Annotated in this window: 13 protein-coding genes; all 13 read right to left on the minus strand. The window is 64.6% G+C overall.

Annotated elements, in window-relative coordinates; all coding sequences use genetic code 11:
• Positions 1-177: 177 nt before the first annotated feature.
• Positions 178-1,926 (minus strand): DNA methyltransferase, encoded by a 1,749-nt coding sequence (locus ACFQ4E_RS10560; RefSeq protein WP_386803468.1) that lies wholly within the window; start codon positions 1,924-1,926, stop codon positions 178-180.
• Positions 1,927-2,698: 772 nt separating this feature from the next.
• Complete coding sequence (locus ACFQ4E_RS10565) at positions 2,699-3,028, minus strand: hypothetical protein (RefSeq protein ID WP_386803315.1); 330 nt, start codon at positions 3,026-3,028, stop codon at positions 2,699-2,701.
• A gap of 1 nt (position 3,029) precedes the next feature.
• Complete coding sequence (locus ACFQ4E_RS10570) at positions 3,030-4,715, minus strand: hypothetical protein (protein ID WP_386803317.1); 1,686 nt, start codon at positions 4,713-4,715, stop codon at positions 3,030-3,032.
• A gap of 283 nt (positions 4,716-4,998) precedes the next feature.
• Positions 4,999-5,427 carry a phage tail fiber protein gene (locus tag ACFQ4E_RS10575; protein ID WP_386803319.1) on the minus strand — a complete coding sequence of 143 codons (429 nt, stop codon included), beginning with the start codon at positions 5,425-5,427 and terminating at the stop codon, positions 4,999-5,001.
• Between the two features lie 76 nt (positions 5,428-5,503).
• Entirely contained in the window at positions 5,504-5,932 is a 429-nt protein-coding gene (locus ACFQ4E_RS10580; protein WP_386803321.1) for a hypothetical protein, read from the minus strand.
• 11 nt (positions 5,933-5,943) lie between these two features.
• On the minus strand, positions 5,944-6,261 hold the full coding sequence (locus ACFQ4E_RS10585; protein ID WP_386803323.1) for a hypothetical protein: 318 nt from the start codon (positions 6,259-6,261) through the stop codon (positions 5,944-5,946).
• A complete protein-coding gene (locus ACFQ4E_RS10590; protein WP_386803324.1) occupies positions 6,261-6,611 on the minus strand; it encodes a hypothetical protein in 351 nt (116 codons plus the stop codon). The genes ACFQ4E_RS10585 and ACFQ4E_RS10590 overlap by 1 nt, the downstream gene beginning before the upstream one ends.
• 30 nt (positions 6,612-6,641) lie before the next feature.
• On the minus strand, positions 6,642-7,808 hold the full coding sequence (locus tag ACFQ4E_RS10595) for a hypothetical protein (RefSeq protein WP_386803326.1): 1,167 nt from the start codon (positions 7,806-7,808) through the stop codon (positions 6,642-6,644).
• A 6-nt stretch (positions 7,809-7,814) separates the two neighbouring features.
• The gene (locus ACFQ4E_RS10600) at positions 7,815-11,462 is read right to left on the minus strand and encodes a hypothetical protein (RefSeq protein ID WP_386803328.1); all 3,648 of its coding nucleotides are present in this window, start codon (positions 11,460-11,462) and stop codon (positions 7,815-7,817) included.
• Positions 11,463-11,542: 80 nt separating this feature from the next.
• Positions 11,543-11,944 carry a DUF6950 family protein gene (locus ACFQ4E_RS10605; RefSeq protein ID WP_386803329.1) on the minus strand — a complete coding sequence of 134 codons (402 nt, stop codon included), beginning with the start codon at positions 11,942-11,944 and terminating at the stop codon, positions 11,543-11,545.
• The gene (locus tag ACFQ4E_RS10610; protein ID WP_386803331.1) at positions 11,941-12,540 is read right to left on the minus strand and encodes a hypothetical protein; all 600 of its coding nucleotides are present in this window, start codon (positions 12,538-12,540) and stop codon (positions 11,941-11,943) included. The genes ACFQ4E_RS10605 and ACFQ4E_RS10610 overlap by 4 nt, the downstream gene beginning before the upstream one ends.
• A 4-nt stretch (positions 12,541-12,544) precedes the next feature.
• Positions 12,545-13,195, minus strand: a complete 651-nt coding sequence (locus ACFQ4E_RS10615; protein ID WP_386803333.1) for a hypothetical protein — start codon at positions 13,193-13,195, stop codon at positions 12,545-12,547.
• On the minus strand, positions 13,195-15,600 hold the full coding sequence (locus ACFQ4E_RS10620; protein WP_386803334.1) for a phage tail length tape measure family protein: 2,406 nt from the start codon (positions 15,598-15,600) through the stop codon (positions 13,195-13,197). The genes ACFQ4E_RS10615 and ACFQ4E_RS10620 overlap by 1 nt, the downstream gene beginning before the upstream one ends.
• Between the last annotated feature and the right edge of the window lies 1 nt (position 15,601).

The following is a 15,601-nucleotide window of genomic DNA, read 5'->3' on the forward strand; positions in this document are numbered from 1 at the left end:
TCGGCCAGACCTTGGGTAGAGGCAATTTCAGCCCCCCAGATCATGCGTCCTATCCGCGACAGCCGCGCCGCAAACCGCAGCCTTGATGGGCCTTTACCGTGCGACAGATGTCGAGACACGATGTAGCGTGACACGATGATCTGCAGTCAGTGACAGGATGCCGTGCAGCAATCTACATTATGCTGTCTTCATACTGTCGCGTGCGAATGCTGTCCTAGGATTGAGGTGAATTTTCCCTGCTGGATCGCTCATATCGGACGGGAAATGCAGAAGCATCTCCATCTGGTCTGTCTTGCGATCTTCGGCCTTACGTCGCGGAGACCTATCCGGAGCTGTCCTCTCGAGCTTTGCTAGACCCGGTAAACGCGGTCTAAAGCCCTCATTGAACCACTCTTCAATCGATACAACCTGCAATCTGGGCAGGTCGCTGCCGTGGTAGCGGAAAAACCCGGCGCTGCCAGCTTCTCGGGTCATTTCCTTGGTCGGCCGTCGAAGACAGATGAAAAGCCCCCCGTCCGCCTTTTCTCGCTCAAGAACGCCTCTGAAATCCCTCACCTCAGCCACTCCGACGTTCTTCCCGCCTTTTACTGAAGTCAGCAATCGCCCATAGCGCCGACCATCTGACCTGGGCCCAGCTTCGAAAAACATCTCTCCATCGATGCCCCTGTCCGGTCCTCGCTTGACCTCTCGCATTTGCTGGACACCAACCAAATGGTTGGCCCACCACTGAAACTGAAACTTGTCGTTTTCGGCCAACCTTTGAGCGCTTGCCAAGTCGCGTGGGATACCGGTCAGCTCGAAGTCCCGACCGGCAATTTGATTAGTCTCCCTCTCCAATCGATCTGAGATCACTTCGATCGCGTGACACGCAATATCGATCCCGATCCAATTGCGCCCGAGACTTTGAGCTGCGTGAACAGTCGTTCCGCAACCGCAGAAGGGATCAAACACGGTTGCGTCGCCTTTTGAAGCCAACCTGATAAGCCGCTCGACCAATGCTAGCGGCTTCTGAGTAGGATAGCCCAATCTTTCCGCATCTGTCGGATTGAGACGATCAATGTCCGCCCAAACGTCGTCTAGCGGTTTCCCCCTCTGCTCATCCAAGTATCGCACCAAACGGGGCACTTTTCCTGGACCGGCTTGATGGATCAGGCCCTCATCATACGCAGCACTCATGCGATCTTTCGTCCATCGCCAGACGCGCTTCACTCCGAGAAACTCGTAAGTGAGGTTCGGGCGATCTTTGTTGGGGTTGACCAGATTATCCAGTGTGTATCGACGGCCATTCGGATCGATCCGGCTGTACTGCTTCAACGTTTTTGCATCGAGATTGGCCTCATCATAAGGGATGAAAGCTTCCTCGATATTCCAGTATGCTTCGCGACCACCGGCATACACCAAAATGATGTCATGGTTGGTCGGTAAGCGACGCGTCTGTAAGCTCTTGGCTTGGGTCCGCTTCCAGACAATCTCGTTGCGGAACAGGTCAGCGCCAAACGCTCCATCAAGCAAGATTTTCAGATAATGGCTTGCGGATGGGTCGCAGTGCAAAAACAGCATTCCAGTGGGTTTAAGCACACGTCGAAGCTCGCGTATGCGCGCAGCCATCATGACGAGGTAAGCCATGAGATCGCTGTTACCCAGAGCGGTGTGAAGTGCCGTAATGATCGAAGCGATTGGACCGCCGGCGAACGCACACTCTTGGAAAGCCGCCTCTGCTTCATGGTCCCAAAGCCATGTATCCCGGAAGGCTTCGGCTTGTGCAGACTGGATAGCTTCGTCGGGCGACTGAAAGAACACGTTGTATCTTGCGTCGGAGTTGAACGGCGGGTCCAAGTAAATCAGGTCTGCGACCTGATCGGCGATGTTCTCTCGCATCACGTCTAAATTGTCGCCGAAGAAAAGCTGGTTGGTCATATCGATCATCGCCAAGTTGGAGCTCTGTCAAAAGAACACGTTAGCGGCTGCGAATTGTGGCAAGGCTAATGCGAAAAAGATTTTTGTCGCAAATCTGCATCTAATGGTTGCGGACTGCATCAAGAGGAACGTGCGCGCCAGAGACATTGCGCGAAGCAACAAGGATCAGCTCGTCGGTGTTTCCCTGACTCGGGACGCATGCCGACGCGTGCCGAGCCATCAGCGTCAGCAGTCCTTCTACTTCCCCTTCGACCGAACCCGCGACGTCGCGGGTCAATTCGATTAGGGTGGGCAAAGTGCCTGGATGACGAACGCGGTCTGCATCTTCGATTTGCAACGAAGTGAGGCGGGCCTAAGCCCGCCTCGGGTCAGACGAGCATAAGCCCGGCTCCGACCAGTATAGTGAGGATCTTGATCAACGTGCGTTCCCGCACTTTGAACTCGACCTCCATCTTGAGCCGAAACGCCATGGGATTTCTCCAAGAGCGTGCTCGACCGGTCGAGCAGTTTAAACCTGCTCAGTATTTCTATACCGCCCCGTCGTGGCGGTTGAGCCGCTTGATGATCACTCGGCGCACTCGTCGACGCGTACCCGGCCCCCGGCCATCCCCGCGCCTTAGCTCTCCATGCTAATGGATCACACAGGGCCGCTAAGCCCTAGCTAGAGATCGGGATAGTCGGTGCCTTACAGCAGCGACGCCCTACGTCTGGCTGATTCCATGAATAGCAGACACTCGATCTTTTGTGAAACTTTCGGGCACAAACACAGTCCTCAAATCGATCACCCCGCCGCATACTCCCGATCCACCACGATCCGCGTGCCGCCATTGTTCGGCACTGTCATCCGCTGGTCCGCGAAGGTGACGATGAACTTGCCGAGGAACGTGCCCGCTTCCGCAGTGTCGTCAGCCTGCCATTCGTAGCGGACCCAGCCGTTCTCGGCGTCGAAGACTGTACACATACCTGAAAACACCGGGCTCAGCTGAGCGTCGACCACGCGCAACTCGACCGAGACAGCCGAGGTCAGGTCCATGGGTGCTCCTCCTGGCGCGAAGAGCTGGAGCTCGATGTCCGGTGCGGTGTCGTTCTGGCCGATAAAGACGGAATCCATGTCAGTCTCCGATGCTGGTTCTGGTGGTGCGCGGCCGGGCCTCGGTCGACCGTCCACCGCCGCGTGCTTCACTGCGTTCGGCGCCAATCGGCGCCGCGAAGCGCCGACCCAGCGCTTTCGCCCTTCCCGAGGTCATCGAGGCGCTCAGCGCAGTGCCGAGCGTCGCGATCACGGGCGCACCGACGGCGCTCGACACGGCCGTGCCGCCGGCCTGCACGGTGGCGATCGCCGAGACCGCCGGTTTGGCGCTCGAAACAGCTCCTGAGCTGCCGCCCGCCACGCCTTCGGACTGGGCCAACCCGGTCGCCCCGGCCGCCGCGTCTGCGCCAGCATCGATCACGCCCACGGATCGCGCGATCGCCGTACCGGAGGCATCGGACCCCGCTGCGCCGGCGGCGGCTCCGACGGACGCGTTGCCGGATGCGGAGGTTCCCGAAACCGACGCAGCGCCGAGGACCATGCCGTCACTCGCAACTCTGGGCGAACCGAGACCTGACGAAACGCTGCCGCCATGGGCCCCGCCTGACGCCTCGGCGGTCGCTGTCGCCGCGCCGGAACTCGTCGCCGAACTCGAACTTTGTCCGGTCACGTCTGCGAGAGACCGGGCTTCGGCAGAGGTTTCGGAGGAACCGAATGCGGCGCCCGCGGTTGCCGCTACAGAGGCTCCCTCAGCAGTGTCTCCAGAGCCTGACGTGGATGCCCCCACGGCTCTGAAGATAGGTCGCGCCTCACCGGTAGCGCTGGCGTCGGCAGATACGCCTCCGCTACCGGTTTCAACTGAAAGCCCAGGAGCGCCGGATGCTGCTGAAAGCGACGCGGAGACGCCGATCGACGAGGTCACCGCGCTGCCAACGCCCGCAGTATCGCTGACACTGACTGCCGTCGCGGCAGCGCGATTGACCGCCTGCGCCTGCGCCTGGACTAAGGCGGCCGAGGACGCGGCTCCCTCTCCGGAGACCCCTGTCCGACCCAAGGCAGCGACATCGGAGACCGCGGCGGATGCGCCAGCGCCCGAGACGATCCGCGTGCCGGACCCCGCGCTTGATCCAGAGGCCGCAGCGGTCGCTATCGAAAGGACCCGCGCATGTCCTGCTCCAACCACAGTCGCCGCGCCGATCGCGCTGCCGGTGCCGGTCCGAGTTTCGGAGGCCGCCCCGGCCGCTGCCGCCGTCGACGCGCCGGAGCTCGTCCCGCTGCCTTCGGTCGTTACTGGACCGGACGAGGTGTAGGTCCCGGAGAACTCGAGATAGTCGATCTCCAGGAAAGCGTCGTCAGAGCCTTTGGTCCGGTTGTAGGTCTGTGTGATCTCGACGATCGCCTGATCCCAGATCGACTTGCCGACAGCTGTGTCCGTGTAAGGGAAGGCGGAGCTGACGTCGGTGAACTGGCCCGAGATGTCGAGATACAGCACTCTGTTGGTGCCGCCACCGCTCGCAGCCGCCAGGACGATGCCGCTGTACATCACGCGGATGGACACATCCACGATGTCGTCGCCGGCGGGGTTCTTGCGGGCGCGCATCGTCACGGCCAGGCCGCTGTCCATGTGATCGAAATCCGCCGGGACGTCGCCCAGCGCTGCAGACTTTGTGACGCTGGTGGCGGGGCTGTCGCTGAACTGGAACGAGGTCGCACCGTCGTCCTGGACGTCGGTACCTGTGAACCCGGTGGTGAGGCTGATGGTCGGCATTCTTCAGACCCTCGGTACGACGCCGACCTCGCCGCAGGTGCCGCATCGGCTCCCGGGCGGAGGCCAGTCACCACAGTCGACGGTGACTCCCGCCGCCTCGAGGGCGGGCTTCACGCTCGCGAGATACGGTTGCGAGAGATGCACCGCGCCCCACGAGCCGAGCTCCCGGCGCAGCAGGCACTGCCACCTCCAGGGAGGCTCGGCGGGCGCCACGAACTCGCAGGCGCCCGCCCGTCCCAGGTGGCAGCAATGCTGCGCAGATGTGCCGCAGAGCGACACGAGGTCAGTCCTCGGTGATCGCGGTGCCGGTCCCAAGACGCGGCGTCACGCCGGCGCTGATCGCGATGGTCGGAGAGATCGTGCCGAAATAGAGCACGCGTCCGGCGCCGGAGGGATCGGTTCCGACGGCAAAATGCGTCGCAGTCTCGCTGCCGGCACTGGCTTCGGGGAAGTCGATATTCGCGGCCGGACTGACCGAGTTCCCGCTCACCGTCCAGCCGGTGCCGTTCCGGGCGACGGCCACTCGGGCGTAGCCGGTATAGGCGCATTCGTTGGCAGCCTGGTTCCCGCCTTCTCCCGGATCACCGGTATGGAGGGAGACGTAGAGGTTCGTGAGCGGAGACGCCGCGGCATCGTCTGCCAGGTTGGCGATTGGCGTTGCGTTGAAGATCAGGTCGATCAGCGCGTTCTCGAAGAGGTCGGACTTGGACATTGCTCGAAAGGTCCTTTTCAGGTGGGTTGAAGCGCCCGTTCAACGGGCTGTTGCACGGCCGGTGCAGACCGCGATTTCAGGAGGTGAAGGGCGCCCTCCAGTGCCGCCCGAGGGCACCCAGCAGCATGAAGAGCGCGACCAGAGGCGCGGGGATCGGGATCAGGCGGGTGTGGGGCGTGCGCTCGCGCCATTCGCCGGTGATGTTGTCCGCCCAGCGGCCCTTCAGGCTCAGCCCTTCCGCGCGGTGCCAGAGCGCTGCATGAGGGACACCGCGTCGGGCCGAGCGTGTCGCCCAGATCACCGAGCGCAGCGTCAGGAGGTGCCACCAGAAGCGCAGTCGGGACCGTCCCGCGAGCTCGAAGGCGAGCGTCAGCGCGTAGTCCTCGCAGTCGCCTCGGAGGAAGCCGCCCTCAGGCCGCATGATCTTCCAGGGTCCGATCATCTCCGGGTCGGGCCTGTAGACGAACTGGGCGTTGAGGCGCGCGATTGCCTGTTTCGGGTCCATGCTCACCTCCGTCAGGGCCAGAGCGCGTCATCTGTTGGATCGGCCGGTGGCGGGTCCATCGCCTCGATCTCGTTCGACCGAGTGCGGATCGCGGCAATCTGCGTCCAGAGCGCCTCGCCGTCGTCCCATGCCGCCTGCTCCTCGGGCGACCAGGTCGCGCGGCCCTTCTCGGCAAGGATCGACGCCTGAGCTGTCAGATTGCGCTGTTTCCACTCCGGGCAGAGCGCGAGGATGCGTCGGCCGGCTTCGGCTTTGACGGCGATCGAAAAGCCCACTGCGTCCCGCGCGGCGAGTTCGGCTTCGGTTTCAATGGTCAGGTTGAACGGCATCACGCGGCCTCCTCTGTTGCTTCGGCATCTGGCTCGGCGCGTCGTGTGATCGGATCAGGCAGCGGACCGACGGCAACGGTGTGGAGCCAAGCCGCCGGATCGGAGGGCTGGTTCGGCTCCGCGGTGCTGCCGTCATAGAGGAAGCGCAGCGGCACGGTCAGCTCGCCGCCCGCGCGCGTGATCGGCCCGGCAAAGGGGTGATCGCCCTCGGGAATGCCGCGGCCGCCTTCGGGGATGCTTTCGAGATTGTAGAGGGTGCCGTCCACGACAAGCGTGTCGGTGTCCTGAACGGTGACGGTGGTTTCCGGTGTGCCGGGGAGGGCGGCGACGGGGGATACGAGGATTTTCATGGGTGTCTCTCAGGTTTTTGGGGGGAGGGGTCAGAACCAGCGGCCAATGGCGAGCAGCTTGACATCGAAGTTGGTGCCGCCCGTCGCTTGGGTGTGATGCACTTTCCACTGAGTGGAATTGTTCACGACATACATATCGCCCAGCGTTGCCTTGTTCGCTCCGAGGTTGGTCTCGACGCTGCTGAACGCGCAGGAAATGTCGCCATTTGCGAAGGAGGCGGGGAAGCTGAAAGCCGTATAGCCAGTTGCCAGGGTGGGATTGAAACTGACGACATCGGTGCAAATCTGCGTCCCGTCCGCGAAGCGCACATATTCGCCGTTGCCGTTCGAGCCGCGCTCGATCACTGCGCCGGTGGGCACGCCATCTGACTGTGAGACTGTCCCAAGAAGCTGAGCCTGGGTCACGATCTGATACCAGGTTATGCTGCCGGGATCTGCTGTCCGCGCGCCGACCCAAGACTTCTGACCGGCAGCCGCGTTCGCTTCACGACTGGCGAAGATCACTGTACCGGACGCGCTCTTTAGAACGAGGGCGTGTCCATTGTAGGAGAAGCCACCTCCCGGCGCTCCTGTCGCCGACTGCTCAAGGTATCGGTAGAACCCGGGTTTCAGGCTTGCGGTGAAGTCTGAGATGCTTGGCGGACTTCCGGCCCCCAGCCCGAAATCGCCGACCTTGAGAAGCCGACCCGAGGTAGCGTCGGTGATGCTCTGGGTCACTGCCGTCCCGAGGATCGGAACGTTGATCGTGAAGCCAGAGCCGATGAGCAGAGCGCGAAGCACTCCAGCGGTGTAGAAGCCCAGCTGGTTCGATCCTGGGCGCGCAAGGCCTGTGTCGGGATCCGCATCGAACGCGATGCCTGGAAGCGCGGGCGTGCCATCGGCGAAAAGCCCGGCCCCAGGCCCGTCGAGGCTCGCCTGGTAGTCCGTGATGAGCTGGTTCACCGCGTCAGCCAGGTCAGCCTGGAGCGACCGCGTCGGGAACGCCGCATAGGACTGAGCACTCGCCGTCGATCCCTGGTAGGTCGGCGTGATCGTTATCGAGGTCGCGCTGTTGACCGAGGTGATCTCATAGACGCGGCCGTCCGGGCCGACGAAGCCCCAACCGACCTGCAGCGCGGCAAACCAGTCTGTGCCTGTCCCGGTGACGGCGCCGCTGCCGTTCGTCACCGCGACTGTGCCGGTCTTATACCATGCCATGTGTGCTCACCTCTTGATCTGCCTGACGTCCATCAGGCGGTTGTTGACGTTCATCGACCATCCGTTCCGAAGACCGGACGGGAACTGTGCGGTGACCTCGTAGGTGGCCGATCCGCCGCTGGTGTCAGTGTCGCGATGGCGGAAGAAAAACGGCCCCGGGAACGTGATGTTGCGGCCCGAAGGCGCGAGGTTCAGCAGCGTCATGTTGACGGCTTCAAGCTGGGTGCCGCCGCGCTTCATCAGGAACTGCGCCTCGCCGTGATCATTCACCTGATCCATCGCGGGATGGTTGATGTCGCATGAGAACTGAACCTCCGTCTCGTAACCCGCGGCGCGGGACACAGTGATGGTCCCGATGGTCGTTTCGCCGCTGTTCGGAACGTTCTTTGCCGTGTCCACGAAAGACGCTGCGATCGTCGTGACGGCCCCGAGGGCGAGCTGTCCCGTGCCGACTGCGAGGTTTTCGATATTCGCGGAGCCGACCTCGATCGTGCCGAGGTTGGCCGAGATCGCATCGAGGCTGGTGACCTCGATCTGGTTCGCCTTCACCGTGCCGAAGAACTGAACGAGATCGGCCAGAAACCCGATCTGATCCGCAGTGAACAGAGCTTTCACCGCAGGCCCGTTGACCGGATCGTCGCCTGCCACGAACTCGTATCCGCCGGACGCGCCTCCGGCGCTGACACGCGCGACAAGCGATGCGGCGGCCTTGCCCTCGAGCGTCGCAACCGCGGTCGCCTGAACTGAGACCTCGGCGTCGAGATCGTCGACCGAAGCCACAACAGCGTCGATTGCCGAGGCGTTGGCGCTGTCGCCGGAGGCCCTCGCCTGCTGCTCGCTGATGATATCGGCACGGTTGTCGTCGATCTCGGCCGAGAGCGTGTCGATCTGTGCGGCAAGCGCGTCCTCGGCGCTGATCCGGATCTTGCTCTCCGTCACGATCTGGGCCTGCGTCTGATCGATGCGTGCGCCGAGGTTGGTCTCGGCCGAGGCCCGAGCTTCACGCTCGTCCGACACGGCCGCGCTCAAGTTCGTCTGGGCGAAGGCTATGTCTGCGCGGATGGCCTTCCGGTTCCTGTAGGATTGCAGCAGATCGCCGAGACGGGCGTCTTCGCCGATGACCAGCTCGTCGCTGGCATATCGCGTGTCCGCGGCGACCTGGGTGATGTTCGCGCCGTCCAGTGCCGAGATGGTCTGCTCAGCGCTCGTCACCCGCGTCTCGAGCGGGTCGAATGCGGTCAGATCGACCTTCTGGGTGATCTGCGCTTCGAGGCCGTCGATATCCTCCTCGGCCGTGGTCAGCCGAACATCGAGACCATCCACCTCGGTCACTTCGGCTTTCGAGGTGATCGAGGCCTCAGCTGCCGCCAGGTCCAGCTCCACGGTCTGGACCCGCAGTTGCAGATCGTCCAACGCCGCAAGATCGGCCGGGTCGAGGACGGCGGCAGCGATCTGATCGTAGACGAAGGTCTCCGAGGCTTTCAGCGAGATCGCCGCCTCCGCGGCATCGAGCCTGACCTCCGCTTCGGTCGCCCGCTCCTGCGACGTCTCGAATGCCGAGATCCGGACGGTGCCTTCAGTCGGATCGACATAGATGCCGGCACCGCGAACGAGGCTTTCCGTCGAGGACAGCCGCGCCAGCCCGCGCACGACCGCGTCCTCGATCCGCTCGATGGCTTCGGTCACGGAGCGCTGTTCGACCTGTTGGACATCGAGCCTCGGAATGGACACGTCGAGATCGTACTGGTCGATGAGGTCTTGCGCGTCGCTGGCGGCCTGGTCGAAGACCTCCTGCGCAAGATCCGCGATCGAGAAGCGGATATCGGGCGCCGTGACCGGAACCCAAGGCCCCCAGCTCGTCGCGATAGTCGTGGAGACCGCGCGCGCTCGAACCTCGTAGTCTTCTCCCGGCAGCACGTCGTCGAGCACATACTGCCCTTCGAGCAGCTCTGACGAGCTTCTGCCCAAGACACGCTCTGCGGTTGCCGCGAGACGCAGCTCGAAATTGGCGCTGACAGCGACATCGACCAGGTCGAAGCCGTCCCAGGTGAGCAGGATAGCGGGTCGGCGCGATGTCCCGTTCGCATCGACCACGGTGGTTTGCGCAATCTGGAAACCGGGCAATCCGACCAACTCGAGGAGTTCCACGACCGGGTCTTGCGGCGGATCCAGCTGCACGAGGGTGTCGTCGAAGATGAAATCGTCCGGGTCGCGCTCACGCAGGGAGACCTGGACGACAAGCGTCCTCAGGTCGTAGGTGATCTCTCCGACCTCAAAAGCCTTGTCGGTGTAGCTGTTCCAGTCGCTCGTCCAAGAGATGGTCCGGAGCGGCGACAGGAAGACATAGTCCGGCGGAAGAGAGAGGACGTGCTGACGATGACGGCGGTTGTCGAGAACCAGCTCCTTCGCGACCTGGCGCGCCTGGGGGGCGTTGAAAACGGTAGACAGCTGGACGTCATAGAGACGCTGGAAGCCGTCGTCGGCCTCCAGATCGGGGAAGAGGACCGGATCGAGCTCGCGACCGTTCCACAGGGCGGCCGGCGAGGGATGCGTGACGCTGGCGCCGTTATAGATGGCGTCAAAGGACGGGAAAGGCTCGAACTCCTGAGGCCTGTTGATCAGAACATCGTCGTCGGTGATCGCGGTGATCGGCACCTCCGGCGCACCGACCTGAATGTCGAACACGCCGCCCAACTCGGCGATCTGCCCGTTGCAGGCCGCCAGGAGCTCCTCGATGTAGCCAGCCGGCGCTTCGGTGAAGCTGATCTCGATGCCGGCGCGATACCGCTTGCGGTTGGCCGTGCCGACGAGCTGATCGCACACGTTCATGGCCGCAGTCCATCGATCGAACGGCAGATCCTCATCGCTTTCAGCCTCGCCGCCCCAGACCCGGCCGTCGCCCAACTTGATACCGCGCAGGATGTTGTAGACGATGACGACCGGATTGTCGGTCTGCGCCCAGGTGGAGGGATCTGACCACCGCTGCGTCCCGGTACCCCCGGCAGTGTCATCGCTGCGCGGGTCGTAAAGCGGGATGCCGTCGAGTTCGAAACGCAGTTCCGGCACGCCGCTGAAGACCTTGGGATTCCCGCGGCAGACCACGATCGCATAGGGGATCCGGGTCAGAACGTGATCGGTCGTCCAGACGTAGTTGCTGCGCCCGCCGTATTGATCGACCAGGTAGGCGGAGGCGGCGGTCTGCGCGCCATTGAAGAAGAGAACCTTGGCGTTTGTCACCGGCTCCTGGGAGCCGAACGGCCCCTTGCGCGTGCCCTCGTAAGCGATAGCGGGCGCAAAGCCGTATTCGAGGCTTTGACCGAAATCGACCTGTGCGTCCTGGCCGCCGATGAAGACCTTGCGCAGCGTTACGCCAGGAAGGTCGCCTAGCTCGACCACACGCGTGTAGAGAACCCGTTCGCTGCCGCCGTGGCTGTTGCGATAGACGCGATGACCGTGCGTCGCGAAGCGCCCGACGATCGTCTTCTGGGGCTCAGTGCCGCCGGACGTGGTGAAGTTCGTCTGGATGCTCGGCGGTTTCGGACGATCGATCTTGGGTCGCGTCAGGAGGCTGATCGCCAATCCGACCGCAAGCCGGATCCCGATCTGAACCACGACGGTCTGAGCCGCGAACCAGGTGCCGATCGCCGAGATCACGCCGACGACAGGTCCCGCGTCCGCAGGCCCGGCCGAAAGGACCAGAGCGAGGACGGCCGTCAGGAGGAACGTCACGCGCGTCATGGCCGGAACACCTCCGACGCGCGCGCCAGCCGAACGGTATCGAGCCCGCCCGATGGTGCGAGAACATGCGCGCGGCCGTCGGCGACAATCCCGAGCGCCGGAAGGGGATCGACATCGATGACGACCAGATCGCCGGTCAGAGCGAAGCCTGGCAGGACCGGTTCGGCATGAGAGCGCAGGACATCGACATGGGTGCCACCTTCCAGGAGCGCGATGCCGCTCTCGAAGCTCCGGTATTGCCCACGCCAGGCCCCTGCCAGATCGACGCCCGCGCAAAGCTGGAACCAATCGGCCGCGAAGAGCGCGCAGTCGAAGCGGCCAGGCTCGATTGTCCGCCCGCGGCATCTCGCGAGGTACCGGCGGAGGACCGCGGGGCGGTCGTGCAGCGGCAGGCTCATGTCACCACGCCCCAGCGCACGCGCCATTCCTCGCCCAGATCGCTGTATTCCCGGCCGCGGTCGGTTGGGTTGACCGCCTGCAGCGCGGCGTTCGACTTGTAGGCGGGAAGACCCTCGGTGAGCCTGGTCCCGGTTGCGATGCGCAGCTCGGTAAAGGAGGCGCCGCCCTCTTGGCCCAGGGTTTCAGGGGCGCCTTCAAGCACCCCTTTGATGATGCGAAACGGCTCGGCCAGCGGGCGACCACTGTCGAGGTCCATCGGACAGACATGGACCTCGACCCGGGCCTGTCGGGGCTCATACCCGCGCAGCGCCTGGCGGGTCTCGGCCAGCATCGGAGGCAGCCTCAGACGGTGATTGCGCTTGCGGATCCCCACCCCGGAGCGCACCGCGCCCACGTCGATCACCGCGCCGGCGCCGTAGTAGAGGCGCGTCTCGCCGCGGATCGTGAAATTCTCATGATCGTCGCCGGTCCAGAACCCGATGGTTTCGGGCGCGCCTGTGGAGCGGTTCTTCGCGACGAGCCAGACCAGCACCATCGCGGCGGTGCCGCGACGTTCCGCAAGCTGGGCCTGAACGAGGGGATCGAGCTCTGGCATCGCGTCACCTCAAGGTCTGGCGCCAGGCGAAGCTGGCGCCGCGGCTGATGAGGGAGCGGCCGGAGCCGTATTGCGCTTCCGTGATGACCGCCTTGCAGACCGGTCGCGACAGCGTCACCGTCGCGCCGAGCGCCGCGCCCGGGCGGATGACGGGAGTGATCTCGAAGAGACCCGTCGCCCCCGTGCCGTCGGCGGTGGCGCCGGTGACGACGCGGTGCAAGGCCCGGCGCAGGGGGTTCGAGCCGTAGCTGAACCCGAGCATGTCGCCCTGGCTGATCACATATCCTGCCGGCAAATCCTCCAGGGCAAGCTCGCGCCCGTCGACGGAGAGGCTCGCAATCACAGGGCTGGCGGCGGCGATAGTGGCGCCGGCCGGGTCAAGACGCGGGTTCGACTTCCGCCGGTCGTAGATCAGAAGCGACGCGCCGGGCTGTTCCAGCAGGGCAAGCCGGGCCTCGATCGCCGCCATGTCCGAAAGCGGCGTCGCCCCGAGCTGCACTTCGCCCATCCAGAGCCGCGCGCCGAGCTGATGCTTGATCACGTCGCCACCGCCCGTCTCGGAGGTGGTTTGCGCTGTCCCAAGCGAAAAGCTCACCTGCGAGATGGGCAAGTCCTCGAAGAAGCCGGACAGGGGAATGGGCCAGCTAAGCGCCATCAGCCGATGCTCCGCGGGTCCTTGCCGATCCGCTGGACGCTGGCGGGCAGGACGTTGCGGTCGTATTCCTGAACGACCTGCGCCGAGACGCCCTGGCTCACCGTGCGGATCTTCGCGTCGAACTCGGCGCTGGCCGCGATCTCGACACGCACGACGCCACCCTGGCCACCGCCCTCCGGGACCCGCGGCGCGATGTAGCCGTTGGTGTCGGGAATGAAGAGCTCCTGCCGCCGCTCGCCGACGACATAGGGCTGGCCCGCATAGACCTTGCCGCCCCGCTCGCGCCCCGGAACGCCCGGAGACGGAAACAGCAGCTCGCCGATCGAAACGCCCCCGAACAGCCCGCCGAACATGCCGGTGCCGTAGATCGCGCCCTGGGTCAGCGCCGACAGCAGGCTTCCAAGCACCTCCTGCGCCGAGGCGCCGTTGGTGATGATGTCGTTCAGGAGATCGTTGACGCCGTCGCGCAGGGCCTCGGTGCTGTCGGTCGCGCGGCGCATGGCGACCTCTTCGGCGATCCGGACACCGATGAGCTGCTCGATCTGGGCGCGCTCGGCGGCGGTCGCTGCCTTCAGGACCTCGCGATGTTGGATCATCTCACGCTGAACCGGGTCGAGCTCGCGGAGAAGATCGATCTCCTTCTGCTCGCTCTCGATGAGGCGTTCCAGCGCTTCGCGATTGCTGTCGTACTCGCGCTCCGCCTCGCTTCTGCCGCCGCCAGCGGACCCGCCGCCCCCACGTCGCCCGCCGCCCGTCCGGCCGCGGCTCGATATCTTCGGCGTCTTGTAGGCAACCGTCCCGCCGACGATTGCGCCGCCGAGGCGTCCCTGGTCATAGAGCTGCGCGCGCGCGTCGTCCGGGCCCTTTGCGCCAGCCGACGCGTTCATCGACTTGATCGCGACCGCGGTGGCGTAGGCGATCCCAAGCTGTTCCGACAACTGCGCGGCCGATGACGTCGCCGTGTCGATCCCGGCCGACATGTCGAGCATCGCCAGGGCCTGTGCTTCGAGAAACGCCTGGCGCAACTCCGCTTTCAGCTCCTCGGAGACATTGAGCGTCGCCAGCGTTTCCTCGAAGACCTCGCGCTCGTTGGCGGCACGCACCTCCGCGACCTGGGCGCTGTCGGCCCCGAACCGCGCAATCGCGCCCTGAAGCTCGGCCTCCCGGCTCAGGCTCGTGAGCATGCCCGCAGCCGTGGCAAGCGCGCGCTCCCGCGACTGCCGCGCCGCCTCGGCCGCGCGTCCCGCGAGTTCCTCACCCTGAATGCGGGTTCGGTAAAAGAGCTCGTAGGAGCGCTGGACGTTGGGATTGACGACCGGGACGCCGACATCGTCCGGGATCGTCTGCAGGTTGTCGCTGATCTGCTCCGTTGTGGCCTGCAGTTCGTACGCTTTTGTGACCAGACCGTTGATCCGGTCGAGGAGCGCGTCTTCCCCCGGCGAGCGCTGCCCGTCGAAATCGGCGGCTGTACGAACAGCCGCGGCGAGGCTCTTGAGCGCCTCGATCCGCTCGTCGATCGACATGCTGGCCGCAGCGCCCAGAACCTCGAGCTCCGCGATCACCTCGTTCACGAGGCCGCGCAGCTCGGTCCGGCTCTCGCGGTTGATGCTGAAGGTCAGCTCGAAAGGCGTGAACCCGAACTGTTGCCCCATGCCGTAGAGGCTGCTGTCCATCTCCTCCGACAACTGTGCCATCGCCGTTGCGATCTGGTTTTCCGCAGCGATCCGCGCGTCGTTCGCCATCTCGCCCAGGAAGGCGCGCGCGGCCGCGCCGGCGGAACCGAACCGCTCCTCGAGGTCGGCCGTGCTCGCCGTCGCGAGATCAGCGGCCTCGCGATAGGCCGAGACCCGATCGTTGAGATCGCCGAGTTCATCCTCGAAGGTCCGCGCCTCCTCGCCCGCGCCGAGAAGCCATTGCGTGATCGCGGCGCCGGCGGCGATGGTGCCGAGCGTGATCAGGTTAATCGGCGAGAAGAGCGACAGGAATGCGCCGCCGAGCGCGCGGACCGCGCCCGTCGCTCCCATCGGGCCGATGACCTGGGTGATCTGCGTGCCCTGTTGGATCGCCAGCTGGAGAGGGTTTTGACCCGCCGCGAGCATTACGCCGATATCGTTGAACTGGGCCGTCAGGTTTCCGATCGATCCCGCCGCGCGGCGGTTGGCGGCTTCCATATCGATGGCGTTGCGCGCCGCACGGGCCTCTGCCTGGGACAGCTGCTCGACCGATCCCGCACCGCTCGATGCCGCGCCGCCCAAGTCCCGGACGCCCGCGGCACCGCGTCGGCCGGATCGGCCCACCTTGTCCGCCGCGCCCGCCGCCTCGTCGAGAGCGGCCTTGGTGCGCTTGATCTCGCCCTGGGCCTGCTTTCCGTCGGCCTTGATTTCGCCGCTGACTACAAAGGCCATT

This window comes from Litorisediminicola beolgyonensis, assembly GCF_042679605.1.
GTDB lineage: Bacteria > Pseudomonadota > Alphaproteobacteria > Rhodobacterales > Rhodobacteraceae > Litorisediminicola > Litorisediminicola beolgyonensis.